The following is a 23,561-nucleotide window of genomic DNA, read 5'->3' on the forward strand; positions in this document are numbered from 1 at the left end:
ATATGTTTGCCTTACACGTTCATGCTCATGATAATGGTGTGGTGCTTGAATCCGAATGTTTCATACAGTTTCATCGCTTGATTTCCTGCATATACACGCAAACGAACCTCTGAATATCCATCTTGTTTCAAATGTTCGATGCCGGCTTCTATTAATTTCCTTGCCATTCCCTTTCCTCTAAATTCTTCTAACACAAACAATTCATAGATGAATCCATATCTTTTCTCACTAAGCGGGTCTTGGCTTGCTCCGATTAGAATCCAACCTATCAGATGATTGCCTTCCGTTGCGATCAAATAATAGCTCCCTTTCTGCAATAATGGCTCAATCAGTTGTTTGACTTTTTCCTCTGACGGTTTTGCTTCGCCTAATGTGCCTTCGAATAATGCTTGTGGTGTGAGTGATAAAATCGTTTTGTATTCCAAATCGTTTGGTTTTCTAATTTCCATGGAGTTCTCTTCTCCCAATGATTCATAGATGGTTGGTTAGGCTTTTTTAAGCACTGGATCTTCGAAGGTCACGGTCTTCACAAACACGGCGGTCTTCGGGCATCTTTAGGCCATGCCGTTCGTACGACGATCGGTTGGCCGCTTGTCGCCGCCAACCGTCTTCCTTGGGTATTTTCCAGGGTCATCCACTTGCTTTTGATTTCCCTACTTTTCAAGCAATCCCCGAACATCTTTCTCTGGAAGATCCACCAACCGGGCAATGTCTTCCACCGTCATTCCTTTGCGCGCCATGTTGCGGATTAGTTGCTTCATTCCTTGCTTGATCCCTTGTTCAATCCCGCGTTTCATTCCTTCTTCCAATCCCTCTTTCCTTCCCTTTTGCTCATAGGAAATGATCAGCTCCAACACTTTTTCTCTTTCTTTCGTTTCCATTGCCTTCACCTCTCTTTGCAGTTGTTGCTCTTCCTCCTCCGACAGCCTCACATACGTTTCAAAAAAGCCCAACAAGAGCCGCTGCCTCGCTTCATCCAGCTCCAATCGCACCAACATGCGCAAAAACTCTTTTTTCAACTCGATTTTCTCACTTTCAGTATACCCCATTTTGCCAAGGAGGGCAGCTGCGATCGGATTGTCATGACGAATATAATCCCGCCAATGTTTCTTGCGCAGCTCTACGGGGAAAAAGCGAAACTGCAGCACGTCGCCAAAGGGAAACGCGATTGAGAACACGGATGGTTCCTCGCGAAGGGCATCATGGCTGAAGACAGCGATCGGAACGTCGCTTGGATTTGGAAGGAGGATTGGGGGAGTGAATATATTTTCGGACGGTTTTCCGATCGATCCCCAATTCCCTCGCAATATCGGAAATACTCATTCCCCTTTCATACATCTCTTTGATCATAAAAAATTCCCCTCTCGTCATCATGAACCATAGCTCCTCTCGTTGACACTATGGTTCTATTGTAAGTGGGGAATTTTATTCCGGCTATATTGGGGATTTTATCATCGACTTTAACAGGAATTTTATGTTAATATATTTGTAGAGGTTATTCAACTACGGGGAAGATTAGTTCAATATAATTGTTAATACAATAATCTTTTTTATTATTAAGGGAGAATATTATGAATAAAATTCTTTTACACCTAGAAGGGGTAGCTATCCTATTGTTAAGTCTTTATTTTTACTCTTATAATCAATTTAGTTGGCTTTTGTTTTTCGTTTTGTTATTAGCTCCAGATATATCAATGATAGGTTATTTATTCAATAATAAGGTTGGTGCAGTGCTTTATAATTTATTTCATACATATAGTTTACCAATTGGAGCTGTTATCTTAGGAGTATTGTTATCAAACGAAGTTGTTTTAGAGATAGGTTTAATATGGTCTGCCCATATCGGAATGGATAGGATGATTGGTTATGGATTAAAATATCCAACACATTTTAAAGACACGCATTTAAATCGTGTTTAAATAAACTATTCAACTAAAGGATGTGTTGGTTCAATAAGAAACAGTAAATGAGTATTAAAAACGCTCGGATTTTCATTCCGAGCGTTTTTCTTTGCGATTTATATTGTTATTTTAGTGTTAAATATATTGCTAATTACCTTGTTATTTGGTGTATTTTTTAACATTTTCCCTCCCTGAAGTGAACCCGCTAGATTAAACATGTACCTCTTGTTGAAACTTCTGAAAGCTGTTATAAAGTTAGCTATTCTTAGATGTTTAGTGCAAAATAAAAATACAGAGTTCTGCAACGAAACGTGCAGAGCCTAAGGCAAAGAAAAAAGGCTTGCCAGCCCCTAACATTTCCTCTACTGTGGAAGTTGTGAACACATAAACCAAACAGTGGAGGAGCGAAAGGATGCTGGCAATGCCCGAAATGAATCGTATCAGAAAACTGCGTGAAAAGAAAGGGTTATCGAGCGCACCCTAGGTCTGTAAGATATCCACAAAACTGAAAAAGGATGTAAGGGATTTTGTCGAAAAATATTTTTTGGACACCCCTGAGAGGCCGAAAAGCCTTGATAGATCAACATTTCTAGAGGGAGGGGAAGGAAGAAGAACGATCGGTTTTGATCATGAGCTTTCCATATAGCAACGCTGCGTTTGCTTATCCGCTGCCGGCGGAAAACAGTGAATGCTTCCTCCATGGGTTGACGCAGCTGTTTCGTCAGGCTGGGGGAGTGCCAAAGGCATTGCGCATTGACAATTTGTCCGCGGCCATCGTGTCGATTCGAAAAGGGGGAGAACGCCAATTCACCGAGGCTTTTGAGAAATTTCAACTCTACTATCGGTTTGATGTACAAGTGTGCAATCCATACAGCGGACATGAGAAAGGACATGCGGAGCGAAAAGTCTATTACACTCGCAACCTTTGTTTCGTCCCGGCTCCGTTGATCGAGTCGGATCCGGAGCTGGTGGAGTGGCTGCATCGCAAGATGGTCGAGGACCGAAACCGCCCTCATTATGAAAAGGGGCGGTTGATAGAGGAGCTATGGCAGGAAGAGCGGCCGGAGCTGTTGGCGTTGCCGGAACAAGATCTTCCGATCTTCTCCCTCGATCACGCTTACGTGAATAAGGACGGAGAAGTGATGGTGGATGGGAAGGCGTTCGTCGTCCATGGCCTGTCCGTCCCCAACCGGGTATTGGTGAAAAAAGAGTGGGATCGTTTCTTTGTGCTCTCTCCTGATGGAGGCATACATCTTGAGATGCCAAGGCCGTATACGAACGTGAAACGCGAGATCCCTTGGAAAGAGATTTTCGCTGAGTGGGAGACCAACCCCCGGGTTGTCGGGCATTCCCGATACCGGGCGTACTTGCCGGAAGCGATCCGAACGTATCTGGCTGGCACCCCGCCCCAGGTGGCGGTCCGTTTGAAAGGGCTGCGAGCGCTGTTGGATCGTTGCACGCTTTATGAAATCGCCCAGTGGCTCGATGAGAACCAGCGATGGGACTTGGCTCCTCATGAAATCGGGGTATTGATGGAAGCCGAGCAATCCCATTACCCGGCCAAGTGGAAAGAATCGTACACCCCTTCCGTCCTGATCGACTATGAAACGGACTTAACGGTGTATGATCAACGTCTTCATCCTGTTCGGGAAGGGGGTGTCCAGGGATGAGAGCAGAGGTGAAAGAGATTTGTAAAGCACTGCATTTGGCCTATATCGCGGATCGATTCGAGGAGGTGATGTTCGAAACGAAAGAACAGTTTTTGCGGGATGTATTGGCGCTGGAGCTGTCGTGCCGCCAGCAGGCGAAACAGGCCCGGCTGATCAAGAAAGCCAAGTTTCGGGAGTTGAAATGGCTGAAGGATTACGAATGGTCGGATCACATCCACTGGCCGACCACGACATCGAAGAAGGAATTGTGTGACCTTCGCTTTTTGGAGCGAAAGCAAAACGTTCTGCTTTTAGGCTCGCCCGGGACAGGAAAAACCCACCTCGCCACAGCGCTCGGCATCCAGGCGTGCCAACAAGGCCATGAGGTTCGGTTTTTCCGCGTCGCGGATCTCGTCGCCGTGCTGGAAGAGGCATTGAAAAATGGCACGCTCGGGCGGCTGAAACGAAGCATCGATGCGTGCGAACTGTTGATATTGGATGAACTCGGCTATGTGCCGTTTCAAAAGCAAGGATCGGAGCTGTTGTTTCATATTATCGCCGACTGTTATGAGCGAAAAAGCGTCATCGTGACGTCGAATCTGGAATTTGGACAGTGGAATCGGGTGTTTGGGGACAACCGCTTGACAGCTGCGCTGGTGGATCGCTTGGTTCACCATGCCCTGATTCGGTCTTGTTGTACCTTGATGAAACACATATCCGCTCTTACCATGTCTTGCGGTCCACATGGTCGGAAGTCGGCCGCCAAAAACAAGTGCCGACGTTCGGCCATCATGCCCACGTATCGCTGTTTGGCGCGGTCAACATCCACGATGGCGAAACGGTGCTTCATCAAACGACCGCTGCCAATGCCGCAACGTTCTTGGATTTCTTGAGAATGCTCAAAGAGCGCTATCCGGACCGTCTCATGGTCTTGGTGTTGGATCACGCCCGCATTCACCATGCCAAAATGGTCAAGGAGTTTTTGCGGGAAGAAGGGCAGTGTTTTCACTTTATTTACCTTCCTCCCTATTCGCCACAGCTGAACCCGATCGAACGCTTATGGAAATGGCTGAAAGATACGGTGATTGCCAATGTATTTCACAAGGATCGCAACGATATCATTCAAGCCATTACTCGGTTTGTCAACTACATCCACGAACGTCCGGAGGAAGTGCTGCAGCGCTTAGGGTGTGCAGGATGACTGAGAAGTTAACTCTTCATGTTGCATGTATATAGAACCATAGTAGTACGACTGAATGGTTAAGGTTTCTTTCGTTTCCTTGATTGTGAATACTAAGTCATCTCCTCGACGGCTCACTTCGATTTTTTCTGGTGTCACGCCTAATTTGATCGTATCCACGTTTCCACTTGTGTAATCATTATCGTAAATGGTGTCGTGACCATAGCCTCGACCAAAAATGTACGTATCGTTGCCATAACCACCATCTAAGTAGTCTACTCCTGCTCCTCCATATAACGTATCATGGTCATTTCCTCCATATAGCTTATCGTCGCCGGCTCCACCATGCAAAACATCATTACCCTCATTACCATAGATAGTGTCATTGCCCTCTAAACCAGCTATGGCATTGTCTACATTAATACCATATAGGGTATCACCGTTTACCGTTCCCTTTGTAGTATACATCCCAGCACTATCAATAATCCAAGCAAGTTCATCACTCTGTGATGCAAATGCTTCACGGTATTGATCAAATCCTACCTCATTTTCAATCTGGTAGCTTCGGATCACTCTCGTAAATTCTCTCAACATCGCTTTTCCGCTTTCTTTATCTAGAGACAGCTGTTCTTGTATCGCATTTGTAATGGCCGCCAAATCAACATAAATTTTCTGATTCGATTCATCCAATTGGTAAGTAGCTAATTTCATTAAATCTTTCAAATGCGTTTGTGTTATCATTTTCGCATATAGGCTTTCCTTTAGTCCATGGTAGGACCGCTCCAAGAGCGCCGCAGCGTTCACATTGGGGTTCCCAGTGCCCTCTACTCCCATAAAGGATTGCCCATAAAATTTTTCAAGGACAGCGAGCTTCCGTGCATCAAAATTTCCACCCCGACTGGTAGTTTTAATATCTGCAAAGGATTTAAGAGATGCAGAACCCCAGGCGCGTTAAAGGTAACCGCAGACAGATCATTATTCGCCGCCAACACCTGAGTTATTGCTCCTCCTAAAGAATGTCCCGTTACGGTGATACGATTATTTCCAGCTTTAGTTAATACTCGATTATAAAATGATTGGGCAGAAGCGAACTGGCTTAGTAAAGCTTCATCGGTAGAAGGGTTTATTAGTGCAAGGTCTTGAACACCATCTGCCCAATCTTGTGTCCCACGATTGGCAATGACTACTTCACCCGTTGTCTTGTTTTCAAAGGCAACTCCGTAATAACCATTCCAGCTACTTTCAAAATCAATGACTTTCCAATTCTCCAACTCTGATTGATAGTCCTCCCAATTATCTTTTAGCCAATCTCCTTTATTCCATTCCTCTAAGCGATCTGTTTGAGATAATTGGTAAACACTCTCTAGTCTCTTGTCAGCATCATCGAAGTTAAAATACGCAAGTTGACTTAAGATCAGATACTCTTTATCTGTTGGCATTTGAATTCTCCTTTCTAATGTAATTCTATAAAATCAAGAATTTTTTAATCATTAATTTTTTTAAGATATTTTGTTACATCTTCTGGTGTTTGAATGGATGGGATATCTTCTGCTTCGATGTCAAGAGAATACTGTAGCTCATCCCAAAATTTATGAGTATGATACTCCTTCAACACTTTCTCCCCTTTCTTTTCTAATTTCGGATTATAGTAACTTATTGTAATACCAATTCTTGGTATACCTGTTTCCTTTAATTGTTGTATTAAATCAAAAACTTTTTTCATTTCTACCTGCCTATTTTCTTGGGTCAATTTCTTAAACAAAACAAGTTCAAAAGATAAAGTCATCTCATTGATATAGTGTTTTCGAGCCTCTTTCAAGCTTGGAACTTTAGTAGATTTCTGTAATTTGTCTATCGCATCTCTATTAATAATAATGTCTGCTCTAAATGGCGGTGACTCAGGGTAAAATTTTTCTACTAAAGGCTTTAATTCCTCTTTCGATTCCTTATCCCAGAGTTTACCAATATAATCATCCGAAAATTCATCACCTGTAGATGGTGCATACATAGTAATAGTCACATCAGGGTTATTTAATGAATACGCTTTGATTTCAAAGGTATTGTAAGGATAACAGTTGAACTTTACCCTTGTAATCTCAAACTCTTGTTCATACTTTTCTGTTAAATATTCAAGGGCATCTTCCTTGACTACCTTTTTATCCGGATGAGGTTCGCAATAAATTCCTGTACCAATATTCCAAGAAGTAAATATCAATACAACAGCGACAATAACACCAATAACAAGTTCAACGTATAAAGATTTGTCTTTTTGATTTTTATCTCTTTTTGGAGCATAAATAATGGCATCAACAATTCCCCAAATCCATAGAACAACGGCAGGCATTCCTAAAAATCCCATAGTAAATATACCGACTAAAATAAAAACAAATTGAAGAAGCATCGCAATAAGTCCTTTATTCGTTTGACGGTTGTAGATTTGCCCTAGTCCAGGAAATAGCAAAGATAAGAGTCCTGCCATTACCCAAGGTTTCAATATCCTTCACCCTTTTCGATTATTTGGTACTGTCAAAAGTTTTAAAGACGTACCCCGATTTTTTGTTGATTTTACGCAATGAATGATAAAAAAAGCTTGCCACCCCTGTTGTTTACGGTATGATTGAGGCAACGACACCTACCAACCAAAAACAGCAGTGCAGAAACAAAGGATTTTTTATTCATTTTTTTAAAATATTTTTTGAGCCAACACAACAAGCGATGGAAATCCTTTTTTTACCATCACTCATCGTTCCTTATGAGATTAGACGTAAATGCTTTCGTCCATTCCCAACTCTTGCAGAATCCTTCGCTGCTCGTAGGTGAGCGGTTTACCTAACGCGCGTTGGATTTGCCCATCCGGCAGCTCCAACAGGACGACTTTCATATACCAGAACAACTGAAAAATCGCCTGCCCGGTCGGACGGGTCAGCTTGCGGCCTCCTACGCCCTTTAACGGGCGCTCCGGCGTAATAAACTGACGCACCCGGCGCTGGAAGACGCGGTAAATGGCCAATGCGAGGAGAAACAAACAGCCCAACACCGCCACTCGTTCCGGTTTTTTCACGTTTTGCATGACATTTGCTTTTTTCTACCGCGCTTCGCTTGGTGGCCCCGACGAGTGTCGCGAACAAAAGTTCGCAACCCTCGTCGGGGATCATTTCGGAATGTCACCCACAAATATTTTACTCACACAAAGTCGATATCCGTCAAGTGTTTGATCTTCCTCCTGTGACGATCGAGGTGACACAACATGAGCGTGAAGTGAAATCCTGCCCACATTGCCGATGTGTTCAACAAACCGAATTCCCATCCCATGTCACGAATCATGTGCAATACGGTTCACGTCTCACGGCACTCGTTGTTTATTTGCATCATATCCAATTGATCCCATAGAAAATACAATTTGTATCACAATAGCAATTGTTAAAAATACTAAAATGATCATACTTAAATGTTTCAAGTCTGAGCCAAGATCTCCCCCACCATAAATCAAGCTAAAATAACTGTTTACACCATAAGTTGCAGGAAGTAAGTTACCAATCTCATAATAAAAAGTTGGCAATAATTCACGTGGTACCATCGCTCCTGAACTTGCAATTTGAATCGCTGTTAAAGCAATGTTAAAAATCATACCTGGAATTCCAAATAACATAACGAAAACTTGGGATAAAACTAAAAAGCTAAAGAAAAGAATCGACTGAAATCCCCATAAAACAAAAAAGTTATGATTCAATTCAATATGAAACAGATTCATTAAAAAAATGCTTAATAAAGAGAGCCCGAGCGCTAATAGAACATTAATCATCTGTCTACCAACGAACAGCGAAAATCGACCATACTCATTAATTAATCTGCCATTTGCAATCTGCAAATATTGGCTAATAAGCATAGCGCTAATATAGGAGGCTAATACAATTAATAGCGGAACCATCGTAATAGCAAATCCTTCTTTGTTATTTGTTTTTACTATATTGGCCTCTACGGGATCCATTTTCATACTTTTCTGCACTAAATCAATAATTTGCACGGCTATATCTTTGATCATGACTTTCATTTTTTCATCAGGAACTTTTTCTGTGACTAATTGCGGAATCCTTTTTGCGATCTGAGTATTGATTGTTTCTCTGAATTGATCATTGAGAGCATCATTCATTTTATTCGCTGCTTTTTCCATCATTTGTTTTGTTAAAGTTGGCGTGGCTTGATTAATATAATAATAAACTGTTATATTACTATTTTTTGTTAACTTTTCTATTATTTTATCAGGTAAATGAATAACCATATTAACGTTTCGTTTGTCTAAAGCTTCTAGTGCTCGATTTAGTTCTTCAAACATTTTTAATTGAAATACATTTTTCTCCTCCAACTTCTTTATGATTTCTTTCCCCAATTCATCATCATTACTAACAATTCCTACTGAAAATTGATTTGTTCGGTCATAGACACCGTCATAGGCGGTTAACCAAACAGTAACAAATATAAGTTGAAAAGCAATCGCTGCGGCAATTCCCACTAATGTTTCTTTCTGTTTGAAAAAACTTTTCATGATTTTCATTCATGTTCCCTCCCTTTAATATCGAGTTTTATCACAAGTTTTATGACTGACCGTCAGTCTTTATTAGGCACTATAAATGGATTACATATGGTATGCCAATACACTCTTTATAAAACTCTCTACAGATTCCCAAAATGCTTTAGGTTTTTCTATCATAGGACTATGACCACTATTTTCGACTACTTTCTGTTGTATCTGTGAGTTGAGAGTAATGGAATCCTTCCAAAGTTCGAATGGTGAAACATTGTCTTGATCTCCCCATAATAGTAATATTGGGCACTTTATCTTAGGTAAAATTACCCTAGCGTCATAGCGATCTGCTTCTTTTGCTAATCGAATCATATTTAGAAAGTTTCGTTTATCACTAAAAAACTCGGCTACACGAGATAGTTGTTCATCAGTGATACATTCTTGATTTACAAATAACTTCTCTTTTAAATAAACAAACCACTTTTTCAATCTTTCCTCGCTTCCTATTTTAGGTGGTCCAATCCCAAGATTCGCGCTTCCCATACCTGGTGCGCCGCTCACCACGATTGCAGCTACTTTTTCTGGGGTTGATGAAGCTAAATCCATAGCAAGCAAACCACCTAAAGAATTACCTATAACAATTGCTTTATATTCAATGAACTCGTTTAAAAACTTGATGAACATTTCACGTAACTCACTAATTTTATGACCATAAGCAGAAAGTGGCTCTCGTAGACGAATAATATTGTATTCGGTTTTAGAAAAATATGAAGCAGCATCTCCCCATATCCAATCTCCAGCAAACAAGCCAGAGATAAATAATATAGGAATTCCATTTCCCTCTGATTTAAAACTTTCCATACCGTCCTCCCTCCTCTATAAAAGACTGACAGTCAGTCATATAAGTATTATATTCCATTTTTTGATAATATTCAAGTACGACATCAGTAACAATACATATATGTGCGAACAAAGCTTTTAAGGTCATATCATCGCCCTTTTAGTGCCTTTCTCAGCAATGAATCAATAGTATGAAGATAATCATCTATACAGTAATCTGAATGGTAAATAAAACAGTCATGAGCTACATGTTCCACCATACCAACAATTAGTACGGCAGTCATTTCAGCATTCAACTTACGGTTAAACTCACCCGATTTTTGACCATTTTCGATTAGGGTCTTTAGAACATTATAGTACGGTATGCGAATTTCTTTTTCTACTTTCCACTGATCTGTCTTAAATGCACTAACAGCATTAAATATAGGAAAAACATCACGGTAACTTTCTATTACAATAAATGCTATTTTAATAACTTGGACAAGCTTTTCAAAGTGATCCACATTCAAATTGGTTACTTTTTCTGCTTCGGAAAGTATTTTCCCCTGCATCTCACGAACTAAGGCAAGAACTAAATCTAATTTAGAAGGAAAGTATATATAAAAAGTACCTTTTGCAACACCCGCCATTTGAGCTATTTCAGACACTTTTGTATCATCGAACCCTTTCTCCGCAAAAACATTCCGTGCAGCAGCTAAAATTTCCTGATAACGTTCATTTTTTCCTGTCATTTGATGCTTAACCTCCCTATATCAAGACTTCTTGGTATATTAAGGTGCCAAAAATATATTTCCACAAAAGTCATTATGTACTTTTGTGTTTTTGCTGACCTTCCAATGTTGGTGTTTATCGAAAAAATTTGGCATAAAATGTTGGTTTCCATGATATCAAAATACCATAGTTCTATAAAAAATCAAGTACACCTTTTGCTGAAAGGACATTGAAAAATATTTTTTAAATCAATAACACATAAAAATTAGCTTCTATGTGGGACTGGTTAAAACATATTCAACAACTTCTTCCACTGTTCATAATACACATCTTTTGGGAGTCGATACCATGTGTGAATTTTATTATGCCCGCTACAAAACTCATCTCCTTCTAAAACATACACATAGCCACGCTTTTCAAAAATAATAATATGCCAACTTTGTTCAATGTCAAAAAAAGGTCGATCAATTGTGCCGATCGGAATATCATGTTCATCCCACATTCCCAAAAATTCCTCTGCAAAATCCCACCATGGAAATGTAGTAAGAATTTCATTTCGTTTTGCGCTATAAAAGTAAATATGTTTTCCCCATGTTTTGTTACTTTTAGCCGTTATTAAAATTTCAAAATCATCAATGATAGGAAAAGACTTTAAATCTAATGCCCTTAAGGTAGACTCGCCTACGTTCGTTAGCACTTTTTTATTGTTCAACGCCCGGCTTTTTCTGCGACAATGAAACAATCCACTTTTTGTTCCTTCCACTAACATACATATTCTCCTCTACTTCGTCCTACCGAATCGCTTCTAATACTTCCGCAAACCGCTTGCGCTCGCCATCCCACTTTGCTTCTTCCAATCGCAACGAAATTGGGATATCGCAATGAATGGCTGCCAGTTTGCGCGATAAATGAAGCAAGTCGAGATGTGTTGTTATTTTTTGCTGCTGCGCGTTTGTTAGTTGTGCTAAGTTTTCCAAGATTCCTTCAATTGATCCGTACTGTTGAATAAGTTTAAATGCTTGTTTTTCGCCGATGCCGCGCACGCCTGGATAATTGTCGCTTACATCCCCCATAAGCGCCTTCACATCAATAAGCTGATGAGGCTGAATCCCTTTTTCTTTAATAAAGCGTTCGAGCGTATACGCCTCATAGTTGCCAATGCCTTTTGCCAACAAATAAACGGGGACATGTTCCGAAAGAAGCTGAAATAAATCGCGGTTTCCTGTAATAATAGAAATTTGCATATGTTCGCGATATTGCTTGACGAGCGAGCCGATGCAATCGTCCGCCTCGGCACCGAGCACGCCGATATTCGGAATGCCAAGCATCGCAACCACTTCTTTCGCTAAATCAAACTTGCGGAATTAATTCATGCGGCGGCTCACCACGATTTGCCTTATAGCCCGGAAACCATTCGGTGCGAAACGTCGTACTCCCCATATCCCAGCAACAAACGACATGCGTTGGTTGAAGTACATTTGTCGCCGCTTCGATTTGTTTCACTACCCCATATACCGCATTCGTCGGCACCCCACGGCTATTCATCATCCAACGTGGTGCTGTCGCATAAAACGATCGAAACAATAACGCCATCCCGTCGATTAATAACAAATGTTCTCGTTCCATCACTCGTTGTCCTTTCTATGTATCGATGCAACAAGTATAACAAAAAACCACCCCATATGGGATGGTGGAATCGTTCGAAAAATATTTTGTGCAACGTATCATTCATTGCAAACGTCTTCCTGAATCCGTGATGGGTTGACGTCGACTTTGATTTTGTTGCTGGCTTTATGGATGTTTGATCCATCATTCCCTTTTTATGTTTAAAACAGATGTCATCTTCACTCTCGGAAATGAAACAAATATCTGTTAACGACTTTTCATCAAGTAGGTGAATGTCATGAAAGATTTCCCGATTCGGTTTGTGTTGACAGATGAAGCGATTACTCCAAGTGCTGGGCTTGCTCTCGTGGGCTACTTACTACACCAAACGAAACTGGATAAACGACTAAACGCGCTTCGGCTTCCAACCGTTCGTCGAGACGTGCACATTTCCCATAGCGACGTCATTCGCTCGATGATCGGCTTGCTTGCTACAGGAAAAACGGATTTTGATCATATCGAAGCGTATCGTCAGGACGATCTCTTTTCGACATCGATGGGGATTCAGCACCATACCCATCAAGTTAAGAATTTTGGTCTTTGTGCATCATCAAAAACATGGTATCCTTTCTAACGAACACTCCACGTTAGAAAGGATTTTTTTCATGGAAAAACAAATGCAAGCATGGATTCAAACCATTCGTCAACTCTTTTCTCCCGAAGAATTAACCCGTCTCGCACGGAAAACAGGATTTATCCGGCGGCAGCGTTCGTTAACGGCGGAAGCTTTTCTGACTCTCTGTGCATGGGGAGATGGATCACTGGCAAAACAGTCGCTTCAGCGGTTGTGTGCGGCCTTGACGCTCTGGCATGGCTGTTCTCTTTCAAGCGAAGGCTTGAATCAGCGTTTTACCGATCCGGCCGTGGCGTTTTTGCGAGAAGTGTTTTTCCTTCTCCTCCTGCATCAACGTCCGTTGCTTTTGTCAGCCATTGAGACCTATCGAACTTGTTTTACCCGCCTGCGGATTTTGGACTCAACCAGCTTTTTGGTTCCCGCTGACTATGGGGAAGACTATCGAGGTTCCGTTTCGTCGGGGGCGAAAATTCAATTTGAATATGACTTGTTATCCGGCGCCTGCCTTCCGCTATGCGTTCAATCGGCCAATGACTCGGACGCCCGTTTTGCCTATCATGCCCAGCACACGATTTTCCCGAATGACCTATGCATCCGGGATTTGGGCTTTTTCTCCGTTGCCGCACTGGCCGAGATCGACGCCCGCGGAGCGTATTATATGACTCGGCTCCGTTCCGATATGAAAGTGTATATCAAGGAGAATGGCCAGTGGAAGGAATGGGATTGGGAATCAATTAGAGGAAGGGGAATCAGTGGAAATGGAACATGTGTACATCGGTCATGAACGCTTGTATGTTCCACGGTTGGTTTTCCGTCGTCTGACGGCGGAAGAATGGCAAAAACGGATGGCGTATGTGCGGAAAAAGGAAAAAAGAAAAGGGAAGGCGCTGGCACGCCAAACCCTCGAACAAAAGAAATACCACATCTTACTGACGAATTTACCACAAGAGTCGTTTGATGGTCAACAGGTTTATGAGCTCTATTCCCTGCGCTGGCAAATTGAATTGTTGTTTAAAGCCTGGAAATCCGTATTTGATTTGGAGAAAGTCAAGGAGATGAAGAAAGAACGTTTCGAATGCCATTTATACGGGACGTTGATTGCCATTTTGGTCACCCAGACGTTTTTGTTTCAAGCTCGGATGTATTGGCATCAAAAGGAAGACATTCAAATCAGTGAACGGAAAGCGCTCGATCTTCTCCAATCGTATTGGCACCAGTTGCTTTTGCGTTCGCATATTGCGGAAATCAACCTTTCCTCTCTCCTTTCCCTGTTACGAAAACATGCCAAGAAAGATCGAAGGAAAGGGGAAGAAACGGCATCGGATATCTTAACGAAATTAGGGATATGGTAGAATCATACATGGATATAAATACCCCTCTTCTGGAGGGGGATTTGGTATGCCCAATAATGGATGTTATCCCCATCATTCACTGGGGAGATGAACACGAGTATCGTCTTAAAAATTTTATACCGCTAAACTTGACGGGTATGGGATTCAGCACGTGCCTTCCTCCCCAACCTTGCGACAGCGACTCGATCAGCTCGCTTGTCTTCCGATGACCGAAACGATTCTTTGGGAGGAGTCCATGCGTCTGTTGATTCAACGACATGCCACCTTTTCGTTATCTTCATCGGCTGATTTTAAATCCTGGATATCTTTCATTGGGTTCTGTTCAATCTTATGGTGTTCCACCGCCCACGCATAGAAGCTTCGCAACGAATTCAGACGGCGATTGATCGTGGAGATGGCCAAAGGTTTCCCTTCCTCCGGATTTAACATTTGATGGATCCATTTGCGAATGTCGGCCGACGTGACGTAATCGCCTGGACGAAGATGCAAGTCTTTCAAAAACTGATTCACGTCATTGAGATAGGAGATCACGGTGTTAGGAGAAAACCCCTTCTCTTGCAAATATGTTTCATATTCGTGCAGCATCTTTTTCATCCTTTCACTTATACGACGAGTTTAAAAGGATTCGATGAGCAAAAAATCGATTGAAAAAATAACATTATATGACGAGTATATCATAAAACAGAATAGATTGTTAGTCATATAATGTGAATTATATGGCTAGTTTAATCATATAAAAATGGGCATATACAAAAGACGAGGAAACACCTCGTCTCCTAATAACTATTAAAGCTGTAGAGTATCATCGAGCGTTAGTTCAACGAGTTAAAAGATACTGGGCTGGAACAACCGCGATGGTATGGCTTTTTGCTTTATGTGTAATTATACATAATTTTTGTTTTGCAACACCATTTTATATAGAAAGATGTTAGCTAAGAATTAGACTAAGAAAAAACAGGTCTTCCTGTATTGGAGAACCAAAAAGTTACTTAACCCCCTTCTCAATTTATTAAGAATTAGCAATATGGCTTTTTATCAATATTTACGAATTGCTAATTCAATCTCTCTAGCAGCAGCAACAACTAGTTGAGATAAACGTTTTCCTGGTTCTAAACCTAAACGGGAGATGGGACCACTTACACTCACTGCAGCTATTAAATTACCTTTGGGATCCAGAACTGGTGCGCTAACGCTTGCTACACCTTGTTCTCGTTCAGCAATGCTCTCTGCCCAACCTTGTTGACGAATTAGTTTATCTTGTTCTGGATTATTCCCTAGCCCTAACCAAGCTGAAATTACTTTTCCGGCTGATCCAACTTCAAGTGGGAACACAGCACCTACAGGTACAGTGTTTTTAAGACCCATTGCTGGCTCAATAGAAACTAAACAAACTCTTTTATCACCTTCTTTTACATAGAGTTGTGTACTTTCTCCAGTTAAATCCCGCAACGAAACCAAAGCAGGTTTAGATGCTTCAACAAGCAATCTAAATTTCGAACTTTCCCCCCATCCTACTATTCTTGAACCTAAAGTATAACCTTCTTGTGTACGCACAACAAGATGATGTGTCTCAAGTGCCATTAATAGGCGGTGAGCTGTAGATCGAGATATTCCTGTCTTACTAACGATCTCTGAAAATTCAGAGGGACCCTCTTCCGCCAAATAGGAAAGGATTAATACAATTTTATCCAAAACTCCAACTCCACTATTGCAATTACCTTTTTTATATTGTAAAATATTGTCCATCATACGGATATTTTATCCCAAAATATGAGATAAGTAAAGGGGGAGAGGATGAAATGCCAAAAACACTATTTGAAAAAATATGGGAAAAGCATGTGGTACGGAGTACTGAAGGTGGACCAGATTTGCTTTATATAGACTTCCATTTAATGCACGAGGTAACGTCGCCACATGCTTTTAATAAATTAAGACAATTGGGACTTAAAGTTCGAAGACCAGACCTTACAATTGCAACCATGGATCATCAAGTTCCAACTAATAACTTAGATCTTCCTGTAGAAGATGAAATTGCTGCTCAACAAATGGAAGCTTTACGTAAAAACTGTGCAGAGTTTGGTATACAATTGCATCCATGGGGGACTTTAGGACAGGGAATTGTTCATGTTATTGGTCCGGAAATGGGTTTAACACAACCTGGTATGACTATTGTTTGTGGAGATTCTCATACATCTACTCATGGCGCGTTTGGTGCTTTAGCATTTGGAATTGGTATTAGTGAAGTTGCCCATGTTTTAGCAACACAGACATTACTACAAAGAAAACCAAAGACAATGGCTGTCACAGTAGAAGGGAAACTTCCTAAAGATGTCACGGCTAAAGATCTTATACTTGGTATCTTAAAGAAAATCGGTACTGACGGTGGAGTAGGACATGTAATTGAGTATAGAGGCGAAGCAATACGTTCATTATCTATGGAAGGTAGAATGACTGTATGTAACATGACAATTGAGGCTGGAGCAAGGGCTGGTTTGATTGCACCAGATGAAACTACATTTGAATATCTAAAAGATAAGCCATATGCCCCAAAAGGGGAACAGTGGGAAAAAGCATTAGCAGAGTGGAAAGAATTATATACAGATGAAGGAGCTGTATTTGATAAGGAAGTTAAAATAAATGCTGAAGAACTTGTACCGTATGTAACTTGGGGAACAACTCCTGATCAAGTTGTCCCTCTTGATGGTGAAGTTCCACAACCAAGAAACTCAAATGAGGAGCGGGCTTTAAAGTATATGGGACTCGTGCCTGGAACTAAGATTAAAGATATTGAAGTAAATGCTGTATTCATTGGTTCATGTACTAACTCTCGGATCGAAGATTTAAGAGCAGCAGCACAGGTAGTGAAAGGACATAAGGTTAAAGAAGGTGTTCGCGCCTTAGTTGTACCTGGTTCTATGAAGGTAAAAAAGCAAGCTGAGGATGAAGGATTGGCTGAAATTTTCCAGCAAGCTGGCTTCGAATGGAGAGCTTCAGGCTGTTCAATGTGTGTAGGAATGAATGCAGACTATTTGCAACCTGGTGAACGATGTGCATCAACTAGCAATCGTAACTTTGAAGGAAGACAAGGAAAAGGTGCTAGAACTCATCTTGTCAGTCCGGTAATTGCAGCTGCTACAGCAATACTTGGCCGATTTGCTTCTCCTTCAGATATTAATGTATTAATGAATCGGTAAAGAAGGTGATCATATGAAAGCAATTAGGAAAGTATCTGGAAAAGCATTACCTTTAGGTTACTCTGATGTTGATACAGATCAAATCGCACCGAGCGATACGATGAAATTTTCTGAGAGAGTAAACTTAAGTGATTATTTATTTAGAGATTGGAGGGAAGACCCTAACTTTGTACTTAATAAACCAGAACATAGAGGATCGATAATCATACTTGCAGGAGAAAACTTTGGATGCGGTTCTAGTCGTGAGCATGCACCTTGGGCTTTGCTGGATTATGGATTTAGAGCAGTTATTGCTCCTTCTTTTGGTGATATTTTCAAAAATAATTGCTCAAAGGTTGGACTTCTTGCAATTGAATTACCAGATGAAATCGTTAAAATACTTATTCAAGAAGTTGAAAAAAATCCAGAAGCTGAAATTACAATTGATTTGGAAAAGTGTGTTGTAATAGGTCCAAATGTAATCAAAAACTTTATGATAGATGAGTTTACTCGTCAAAAACTCCTAAAAGGTTTAGATGATATAGAATTGACTTTGCTATATGAGAAAGATATAAAAGAATATGAGCAATTAAGGCCTTCATACTACCCTAGTATTAACTCATAAAAGTCTCTTGAATGTACTAAAAATTATGTTATTTATTATTTATTTAACTAAAAATTATGTTTCGATAATTAAAATATCATATTTAATAATTTTGAGTCTTCATCATTTTCCGTGAAAATGCAGCGCCTTGAGCAGTCATTTTCATGCCGGGTGGAGGGCAAAGCACGCTGCCCATGAGACTTTTCTGTGATTTCCACTCAATCCTAGAAACATGGTAGCTGGATGAAACAGGTTCATCAGCCGGGATCCTTCTTCCGCATACGGACCACCAAGTTGGTAGAATGGAAACAAAGTGCTTTCCTTGACGGGTTCCATTCTACCAACTATCATGCCGATAGCGGAAGAAGTGCGCGCTTAGGCAGCCTGGCTGCCTGTAGTGTTCCCTGTACACTCCAGAAACACACGCAAACGAAACCGTTCCAGATTTCGATAGCCATAGGTCCGGCATTTGATGTTTTTGATCTTGTGATTCGTCCCCTCAATTCGGGCATTCGTATATGGGTACAACAAAATTTGATTATTAAACATAATTTTTACATAAATTAATATTAAACTGTAGTTGAGTAAATTTACTAACATAAATTTACAACCAAACAAAAAAGGAGACATGAACCTGATTCCTTGGTTAGAATAGATGTGCCAACAAACCATTCAACACAAGGAGGTTCATGTCTCATGAATAGATTAGCACATCATCAAGGAATCCACCAGTTTTTCACGATGTTGGGGTTGGCGCTTTATTTTTCAAAACCTGTCATGAAGCATCTCGTTCATATCGTGGATGCGATGATCACGAAGGGCTTTTCGGGAACATTGACCGACCTTCATCATGGGAGCTTTCATCCGAACCACCGCACGACACTCAGCCATTTTTTCACGAAAAGCCCTTGGGAGGAAGAAACGCTGCTTCGCAAACTCCAGCAATGGATCCTTCATCGCATCAAGCGAATCGCCAAACGGGAGAATCAACCCCTTTTTGTTTCGATTGATGATACCATTTGCCAAAAAACGAAGCCTTCGTCACGGGCTGCACACGCCATTCAAGGGTGTGATTGGCATTTCTCCCACAAAGATCATCAATCGGTCTGGGGGCATTCGCTCGTTTGGCTGATGGTACACACCATGACTCAGGCATTCCCGTTCGCGTTTCGTCTTTATGATAAGGCGGCGGGAACAAGCAAAGTCGACCTAGCGATGGAGATGCTTTCTTCGCTCAAGGTGAAGCCGGATCATCCGGTGTATGTGCTCATGGATTCATGGTATCCCTCCAAAGAGCTCATCGAAGCCTGCCTGAAAAAGGGATTCCATGTCATCGCGATGCTCAAGACGAACCGGATTCTCTACCCGCAAGGCATCGCCGTCCAAGCCAAGCAGTTCGCCCGCTATCTCGAACCGCGAGACACCCGCCTCGTCACGGTGGGGAACGAGCGCTATCGTGTCTACCGCTACGAAGGTGCGCTCAACGGTCTTGATGATGCGGTGGTGCTGCTTACTTGGAAGGCTGCTCAGCCGATGACACCCGAACATCTTCATTGCATCTTGAGCACCGATCGGGAGCTGAGTGACGAAGACATCTTGCGTTACGATGCCCAACGCTGGTCGATCGAATGCTTTTTCCGGCAGGCAAAAGACCAGCTGAAGCTTGATGGGTACCGTGTTCGCCACGTTCGGGCGGTCAAACGGTATTGGATCACCTTGTTGTTGGCTTGCGTGTACAGCATAGCCGAATCTCAACAAGACCTCTCCGCCGGACTGGAGCTTCTTCGATCGCGGAAAGGACACAGCCTAGTTGAGTTCATTTACAACGCGGCGAAGCAAGATATTCCCATTGATGTTGTCAAAAAACAACTCCATGTCGCCTAAGGGTTACCCTGTTTGTCTCTTTGTTAATGGAAAATATTGTAATGAAAATTACTCATCTACAGTTTATGATATCGATCTGTGCCTAAACTAAAAACAGGCAATGCCAAAAAACTCCTTTTTCTCCGTTCCCCTAGAAGGCCGGTGATGTAGTGAAACATCACAGAAAACGGACTCTCTTCTCAAATGGAGAAGACTTGTCAAATCAATGCTTCTCTGTCAGCTGAAAACAAGGGTTTCAGCGGAATCGGCCGTTTTTCACCAGCCTTCTAGAAAATTTAGGATTGTTCTTCTGCCGCTTTGTGTTACATTGTTAAAACAATGCGGCCATTGATTTGGCCTTTTTCCATCCGTTCAAATACTTCGTTAATTTTTTCTAATGGTACCGCTTCCACAATGGGGCGAACTTTTCCGCGTGCGGCGAAATCTAAAGCTTCTTGCATATCTTTTCGTGTACCGACGATCGAACCTTTTATTGTAACGCCATTTAATACAGTGTCAAAAATAGGGATCGGTAGTTCATCGTGAGGCAGTCCAACGATGACAAGGCAACCACCGCGTCGAACGGATTGATAGGCTTGTTCGAAAGCTTTTTTCGTTACAGCAACGCTAATAGCTGCATGCACTCCGCCTACTTTTTCACGAATTGTTGCTACGGGGTCTTCACGCAGGCCATTGATTGTAATATCAGCTCCTAACTTTGCTGCAAGCTCTGCCTTTTCATCACTGATATCAACAGCAACGACATTTAATCCCATTGCTTTGGCATATTGAAGAGCAATATGGCCCAATCCCCCGATTCCATAAATAGCGACCCATTCACCAGGCTTGGCATTTGAAACTTTTAATGCTTTATACGTTGTGACTCCAGCACAAAGAATAGGAGCAACTTGTACAGGATCGAGATTTTTAGGAATTCGTGCGACATAATCGGCCGGGGCTTTGCAATATTCTGCATAACTGCCATCGACAGAGTATCCACCATTTAATTGATGTGGACAAAGTGTTTCTTGACCGCTTAAACAATATTCACATTCACCGCATGCCGAGTATAACCATGGAATGCCAACACGATCGCCAATTTTGATTGATTTCACTCCCTCGCCGACCTCAACAACGATTCCTACTCCTTCATGACCAGGAATAAGCGGAAGTTTCGGTTTTACTGGCCAATCTCCATGGGCCGCATGCAAATCGGTATGGCAGACGCCACAAGCTTCAATTTTCACAAGCACTTCGCCATACCCTAGTTTTGGTTTCTCCACTTCTTCAATTTGAAGTTTTTGTTTGAATTTGTGAACAACGGCGGCTTTCATTCTCACCATCTCCTTTATAAAGTTTTTTTGTTTCACCTGCTATGAAACGCAAAAATCGTGCCAAGCAATAGTGACGGGGAAAAGGGACCGGTGGTAAAGTGAAAGAACTTTTCAAGCAAGCAAGTTTCTGAGTTTGAAAAGCAATACGGCCGCCGTCTTCTTTAGGATTTGCGAATAAGCGGTTGAGAAGAAATAAATGTGTTTCGCCAGCGCCTAACTCACATTTCGCATCCAGACCATCCCAAGATAAAGGATTTTTTATTTACTTTTCAAAAATAATTTCCGGCCCAACACGATAAGCGATGGCAATCCTTTTTTTACCATCGCTCGTCGTTCCTTATCGCCTCACATTTCGCACCCCAGCAGTGCAGAAACAAAGGATTTTTTATTCATTTTTTTAAAATATTTTTTGAGCCAACACAACAAGCGATGGCAATCCTTTTTTTACCATCGCTCATCATTCCTTATGAGATTAGACATAAATGCTTTCGTCCATTCCCAACTCTTGCAGAATCCTTCGCTGCTCGTAGGTGAGCGGTTGACCTAACGCGCGTTGGATTTGCCCATCCGGCAGCTCCAACAGGACGACTTTCACATACCAGAACAACTGAAAAATCGCCTGCCCGGTCGGACGGGTCAGCTTGCGGCCCCCTACGCCCTTTAACGGGCGCTCCGGCGTAATAAACTGACGCACCCGGCGCTGGAAGACGCGGTAAATGGCCAATGCGAGGAGAAACAAACAGCCCAACACCGCCACTCGTTCCGGTTTTTTCACGTAAATCTCGTCCGTAAAGAACGGATCTTTCAGGAAGGAGAAGTTCATTTCCACCGAGATCTGCCCTTTATACAGCTTCAAGATCTCTTTCGCGTCCATTCGTCGGTCCTTCCATTCCTCCGGCACCGTCGTGACGAGAACAAACCGGGACGCTTTCCGTCTCGCCTGTTCCCACGCGTCTTGGTCGAATTCCACGCTCAGGCGAAGGGTGTACAGCGTCTCCATTTCCGGTTCCGCCCCTTTTTTCGGCCGTCCGCGCCGTTTTTTCGGACGCACGATCTCTTCGACGACGGCCTCCACTCGATGGAACCGGGGACGAAGGGATGCCTTGAGGGAGGCCAAGGCTTGTTCGGCGTCTTCCCGGCACGAAAACGGGTGGCGCTCCCAACGGGCTTGTTCCTCGTGAAGAAACTCCGCTTCTTGTGCTCGTTCTGTTTCGAGCGTCTTTCCTTTCCGTTGGTCGAGGGCGCTCGATTCGACGACGACCAGCCGAACCGGATGGCCTTCATACGTCGATGCCGTTTCCCATACCCGATACGTGGCGCCGTTTTTCTCTGCCAGCGAAAATGGATCGCTCCACGTCGTGTCCCTGGCATCGGCTTCGGCCAGCGCGGTTTTCACGATCCGGAGCGACGACGGGCCTCTGGTGATCAAAAAGGCGTTCGCCGCTTTCGTTTGCGCCAGCGTGTTCCTCGTCATCGCGGCGGAATCCGCCACGTAAATCCATTCGTCCTCGATCTTCGCTTGCTTCAGCTGCTCATGGACACGGGACAGCACCTCGGGATTCCACGTTTTGTCCGGCAGGTTGCCGTCGTGCACATCTCCATAAAAAGGAACGCCATCCTCGTTGCCGATCAGTCCGAAGCCGATCTGCTTTTGCCAATGGTGTTGCCGGTTGTAGCCATGGGCAATATGCAGGGTATCCGGCGAGGCCGATTCATACGTGCCGTAAACAGATACATCGGTCGTATCGGCATGGAACACCCGAAGGGGGATGCCTTCCTTCTTGTAGATCTGCACAAGGCAAGCCGAAATGACTTGATGGATGTTGGCATCATAGAGGCGATCCAGATGGCGGGCGATGGCATCGTCATTGAACCAAGAAGGGTGGAGCTCCGGCCGGATCAGCTTGGGCAAATCGATTTCATGCGCCCATCGTTCCAAATGAACCAGCGCTTGACGGCCGCTTAAGATATCCAGGATGAGCAGCCAGACCACATCGCTGGCTCGGGTTTGGCATTGGGGATCCACCGGAACCAGCCGGTCAATCAGCTGGGGGAGGCCAAGATCCTTGAAGATGGCGCTTATGATATTCAAATAGGAACTTTCATAAATAGCCCGAATTCGAACGTCCATGGTGTGGAAACTCCTTTGCTTTCCTTGTGTACCAAGGACCTATTCGACATCGGGATGAAAAA

19 protein-coding genes and 10 pseudogenes are annotated in these 23,561 nt (G+C 42.6%); 12 read left to right on the plus strand and 17 right to left on the minus strand.

From position 1 onward, the window contains the following. Window positions 1–11: 11 nt before the first annotated feature. The 3 genes and pseudogenes from B9L19_RS07730 to B9L19_RS07740 form a co-directional block, all read right to left on the minus strand. The gene (locus B9L19_RS07730) at window positions 12–449 is read right to left on the minus strand and encodes a GNAT family N-acetyltransferase (RefSeq protein WP_025948838.1); all 438 of its coding nucleotides are present in this window, start codon (window positions 447–449) and stop codon (window positions 12–14) included. A 204-nt stretch (window positions 450–653) separates the two neighbouring features. Continuing rightward, a pseudogene (locus tag B9L19_RS07735) lies at window positions 654–1,226 on the minus strand (RpnC/YadD family protein); the annotation flags it as partial. Further along, window positions 1,225–1,374 (minus strand): annotated as a pseudogene (locus B9L19_RS07740) (helix-turn-helix domain-containing protein); the annotation flags it as partial. The pseudogenes B9L19_RS07740 and B9L19_RS07735, both read right to left, overlap by 2 nt. A gap of 197 nt (window positions 1,375–1,571) precedes the next feature. Here B9L19_RS07740 and B9L19_RS07745 point away from each other — a divergent pair. The 4 genes and pseudogenes from B9L19_RS07745 to B9L19_RS07760 all read left to right on the plus strand — a co-directional run bounded on the left by B9L19_RS07745 (window position 1,572) and on the right by B9L19_RS07760 (window position 4,751). After that, window positions 1,572–1,919, plus strand: coding sequence for a DUF4260 domain-containing protein (locus B9L19_RS07745; RefSeq protein ID WP_015374613.1), 348 nt, complete (start codon window positions 1,572–1,574; stop codon window positions 1,917–1,919). 605 nt (window positions 1,920–2,524) lie between these two features. Further along, on the plus strand, window positions 2,525–3,571 hold the full coding sequence (locus tag B9L19_RS07750) for a hypothetical protein (protein WP_428839046.1): 1,047 nt from the start codon (window positions 2,525–2,527) through the stop codon (window positions 3,569–3,571). After that, window positions 3,568–4,236, plus strand: a pseudogene (istB, locus tag B9L19_RS07755) (IS21-like element helper ATPase IstB); the annotation flags it as partial. The gene B9L19_RS07750 and the pseudogene istB, both read left to right, overlap by 4 nt. After that, entirely contained in the window at window positions 4,164–4,751 is a 588-nt protein-coding gene (locus B9L19_RS07760) for an IS630 family transposase (RefSeq protein ID WP_249044213.1), read from the plus strand. The pseudogene istB and the gene B9L19_RS07760, both read left to right, overlap by 73 nt. Here B9L19_RS07760 and B9L19_RS07765 read toward each other — a convergent pair. The 4 genes and pseudogenes from B9L19_RS07765 to B9L19_RS07780 form a co-directional block, all read right to left on the minus strand. Next, a complete protein-coding gene (locus tag B9L19_RS07765; RefSeq protein WP_157856408.1) occupies window positions 4,734–5,534 on the minus strand; it encodes a calcium-binding protein in 801 nt (266 codons plus the stop codon). The genes B9L19_RS07760 and B9L19_RS07765 overlap by 18 nt on opposite strands. Before the next feature lie 20 nt (window positions 5,535–5,554). Continuing rightward, window positions 5,555–6,169, minus strand: a complete 615-nt coding sequence (locus B9L19_RS07770; RefSeq protein WP_047752337.1) for a Tle-like phospholipase domain-containing protein — start codon at window positions 6,167–6,169, stop codon at window positions 5,555–5,557. Between the two features lie 44 nt (window positions 6,170–6,213). Then, the gene (locus B9L19_RS07775) at window positions 6,214–7,224 is read right to left on the minus strand and encodes a TM2 domain-containing protein (RefSeq protein ID WP_053004367.1); all 1,011 of its coding nucleotides are present in this window, start codon (window positions 7,222–7,224) and stop codon (window positions 6,214–6,216) included. A 264-nt stretch (window positions 7,225–7,488) separates the two neighbouring features. Continuing rightward, window positions 7,489–7,791 (minus strand): annotated as a pseudogene (locus B9L19_RS07780) (IS1634 family transposase); the annotation flags it as partial. Window positions 7,792–7,919: 128 nt separating this feature from the next. Here B9L19_RS07780 and B9L19_RS07785 point away from each other — a divergent pair. Continuing rightward, window positions 7,920–8,117 (plus strand): annotated as a pseudogene (locus B9L19_RS07785) (IS66 family transposase zinc-finger binding domain-containing protein); the annotation flags it as partial. On the opposite strand, the gene B9L19_RS07790 reads toward B9L19_RS07785, so the two are convergent. The 5 genes and pseudogenes from B9L19_RS07790 to B9L19_RS07810 all read right to left on the minus strand — a co-directional run bounded on the left by B9L19_RS07790 (window position 8,074) and on the right by B9L19_RS07810 (window position 12,429). Continuing rightward, complete coding sequence (locus tag B9L19_RS07790; protein ID WP_047752339.1) at window positions 8,074–9,282, minus strand: YhgE/Pip domain-containing protein; 1,209 nt, start codon at window positions 9,280–9,282, stop codon at window positions 8,074–8,076. The pseudogene B9L19_RS07785 and the gene B9L19_RS07790 overlap by 44 nt on opposite strands. A gap of 81 nt (window positions 9,283–9,363) precedes the next feature. Further along, window positions 9,364–10,113: an alpha/beta fold hydrolase gene (locus B9L19_RS07795; protein ID WP_025950795.1), complete on the minus strand. Its 750-nt coding sequence runs from the start codon at window positions 10,111–10,113 to the stop codon at window positions 9,364–9,366. A gap of 128 nt (window positions 10,114–10,241) precedes the next feature. Beyond that, on the minus strand, window positions 10,242–10,823 hold the full coding sequence (locus B9L19_RS07800; RefSeq protein ID WP_025950796.1) for a TetR/AcrR family transcriptional regulator: 582 nt from the start codon (window positions 10,821–10,823) through the stop codon (window positions 10,242–10,244). Window positions 10,824–11,089: 266 nt separating this feature from the next. Next, window positions 11,090–11,572: a hypothetical protein gene (locus B9L19_RS07805; RefSeq protein ID WP_047752340.1), complete on the minus strand. Its 483-nt coding sequence runs from the start codon at window positions 11,570–11,572 to the stop codon at window positions 11,090–11,092. Window positions 11,573–11,594: 22 nt separating this feature from the next. Beyond that, window positions 11,595–12,429: pseudogene (locus tag B9L19_RS07810) on the minus strand (5'-3' exonuclease). A gap of 277 nt (window positions 12,430–12,706) precedes the next feature. Here B9L19_RS07810 and B9L19_RS07815 point away from each other — a divergent pair. The 4 genes and pseudogenes from B9L19_RS07815 to B9L19_RS19765 all read left to right on the plus strand — a co-directional run. Continuing rightward, window positions 12,707–12,979, plus strand: a pseudogene (locus B9L19_RS07815) (IS1380 family transposase); the annotation flags it as partial. A gap of 94 nt (window positions 12,980–13,073) precedes the next feature. Further along, window positions 13,074–13,826, plus strand: coding sequence for an IS4 family transposase (locus B9L19_RS19540; protein WP_256363783.1), 753 nt, complete (start codon window positions 13,074–13,076; stop codon window positions 13,824–13,826). Then, window positions 13,801–14,394 (plus strand): transposase, encoded by a 594-nt coding sequence (locus B9L19_RS19545; protein ID WP_256363784.1) that lies wholly within the window; start codon window positions 13,801–13,803, stop codon window positions 14,392–14,394. Before B9L19_RS19540 ends, B9L19_RS19545 begins: the two co-directional genes overlap by 26 nt. Window positions 14,395–14,533: 139 nt before the next feature. Further along, window positions 14,534–14,698 (plus strand): annotated as a pseudogene (locus B9L19_RS19765) (IS1380 family transposase); the annotation flags it as partial. Here the strand turns inward: B9L19_RS19765 and B9L19_RS07830 are convergent. Both B9L19_RS07830 and B9L19_RS07835 read right to left on the minus strand, forming a co-directional pair. Then, window positions 14,656–14,979, minus strand: a pseudogene (locus B9L19_RS07830) (site-specific integrase); the annotation flags it as partial. The pseudogenes B9L19_RS19765 and B9L19_RS07830 overlap by 43 nt on opposite strands. Window positions 14,980–15,429: 450 nt before the next feature. After that, a complete protein-coding gene (locus B9L19_RS07835; RefSeq protein ID WP_198527177.1) occupies window positions 15,430–16,143 on the minus strand; it encodes an IclR family transcriptional regulator in 714 nt (237 codons plus the stop codon). A 50-nt stretch (window positions 16,144–16,193) separates the two neighbouring features. Between B9L19_RS07835 and leuC the strand changes: the two genes are divergently transcribed. Further along, window positions 16,194–17,588, plus strand: coding sequence for a 3-isopropylmalate dehydratase large subunit (leuC, locus tag B9L19_RS07840; RefSeq protein ID WP_047753559.1), 1,395 nt, complete (start codon window positions 16,194–16,196; stop codon window positions 17,586–17,588). Window positions 17,589–17,601: 13 nt separating this feature from the next. Then, complete coding sequence (leuD, locus tag B9L19_RS07845) at window positions 17,602–18,192, plus strand: 3-isopropylmalate dehydratase small subunit (protein ID WP_025949653.1); 591 nt, start codon at window positions 17,602–17,604, stop codon at window positions 18,190–18,192. Between the two features lie 354 nt (window positions 18,193–18,546). Here the strand turns inward: leuD and B9L19_RS07850 are convergent. Next, window positions 18,547–18,699 (minus strand): annotated as a pseudogene (locus B9L19_RS07850) (transposase); the annotation flags it as partial. A gap of 168 nt (window positions 18,700–18,867) precedes the next feature. Between B9L19_RS07850 and B9L19_RS07855 the strand changes: the two are divergent. Then, on the plus strand, window positions 18,868–20,055 hold the full coding sequence (locus B9L19_RS07855; RefSeq protein ID WP_047753558.1) for an IS701 family transposase: 1,188 nt from the start codon (window positions 18,868–18,870) through the stop codon (window positions 20,053–20,055). Between the two features lie 302 nt (window positions 20,056–20,357). On the opposite strand, the gene adhP is transcribed toward B9L19_RS07855, so the two are convergent. Further along, on the minus strand, window positions 20,358–21,368 hold the full coding sequence (gene adhP / locus B9L19_RS07860) for an alcohol dehydrogenase AdhP (protein ID WP_013146145.1): 1,011 nt from the start codon (window positions 21,366–21,368) through the stop codon (window positions 20,358–20,360). Window positions 21,369–21,840: 472 nt separating this feature from the next. Continuing rightward, entirely contained in the window at window positions 21,841–23,499 is a 1,659-nt protein-coding gene (locus B9L19_RS07865; RefSeq protein ID WP_089113889.1) for an IS1634 family transposase, read from the minus strand. Window positions 23,500–23,561 lie beyond the last annotated feature (62 nt).

The sequence above is a fragment of the Geobacillus thermocatenulatus genome, from assembly GCF_002217655.1.
GTDB lineage: Bacteria > Bacillota > Bacilli > Bacillales > Anoxybacillaceae > Geobacillus > Geobacillus thermocatenulatus.

Coding starts and splice junctions, on each gene's coding strand:
- B9L19_RS07835 (WP_198527177.1), bottom strand. CDS start 16,143: ATGATGGACAATATTTTACAATATAAAAAAGGTAATTGCAATAGTGGA.
- B9L19_RS07795 (WP_025950795.1), bottom strand. CDS start 10,113: ATGGAAAGTTTTAAATCAGAGGGAAATGGAATTCCTATATTATTTATC.
- B9L19_RS07790 (WP_047752339.1), bottom strand. CDS start 9,282: ATGAAAATCATGAAAAGTTTTTTCAAACAGAAAGAAACATTAGTGGGA.
- B9L19_RS19540 (WP_256363783.1), top strand. CDS start 13,074: ATGGAAAAACAAATGCAAGCATGGATTCAAACCATTCGTCAACTCTTT.
- B9L19_RS07730 (WP_025948838.1), bottom strand. CDS start 449: ATGGAAATTAGAAAACCAAACGATTTGGAATACAAAACGATTTTATCA.
- B9L19_RS07745 (WP_015374613.1), top strand. CDS start 1,572: ATGAATAAAATTCTTTTACACCTAGAAGGGGTAGCTATCCTATTGTTA.
- leuD (WP_025949653.1), top strand. CDS start 17,602: ATGAAAGCAATTAGGAAAGTATCTGGAAAAGCATTACCTTTAGGTTAC.
- B9L19_RS07770 (WP_047752337.1), bottom strand. CDS start 6,169: ATGCCAACAGATAAAGAGTATCTGATCTTAAGTCAACTTGCGTATTTT.
- B9L19_RS19545 (WP_256363784.1), top strand. CDS start 13,801: ATGGAACATGTGTACATCGGTCATGAACGCTTGTATGTTCCACGGTTG.
- B9L19_RS07865 (WP_089113889.1), bottom strand. CDS start 23,499: ATGGACGTTCGAATTCGGGCTATTTATGAAAGTTCCTATTTGAATATC.
- adhP (WP_013146145.1), bottom strand. CDS start 21,368: ATGAAAGCCGCCGTTGTTCACAAATTCAAACAAAAACTTCAAATTGAA.
- B9L19_RS07805 (WP_047752340.1), bottom strand. CDS start 11,572: ATGTTAGTGGAAGGAACAAAAAGTGGATTGTTTCATTGTCGCAGAAAA.
- B9L19_RS07855 (WP_047753558.1), top strand. CDS start 18,868: ATGAATAGATTAGCACATCATCAAGGAATCCACCAGTTTTTCACGATG.
- leuC (WP_047753559.1), top strand. CDS start 16,194: ATGCCAAAAACACTATTTGAAAAAATATGGGAAAAGCATGTGGTACGG.
- B9L19_RS07800 (WP_025950796.1), bottom strand. CDS start 10,823: ATGACAGGAAAAAATGAACGTTATCAGGAAATTTTAGCTGCTGCACGG.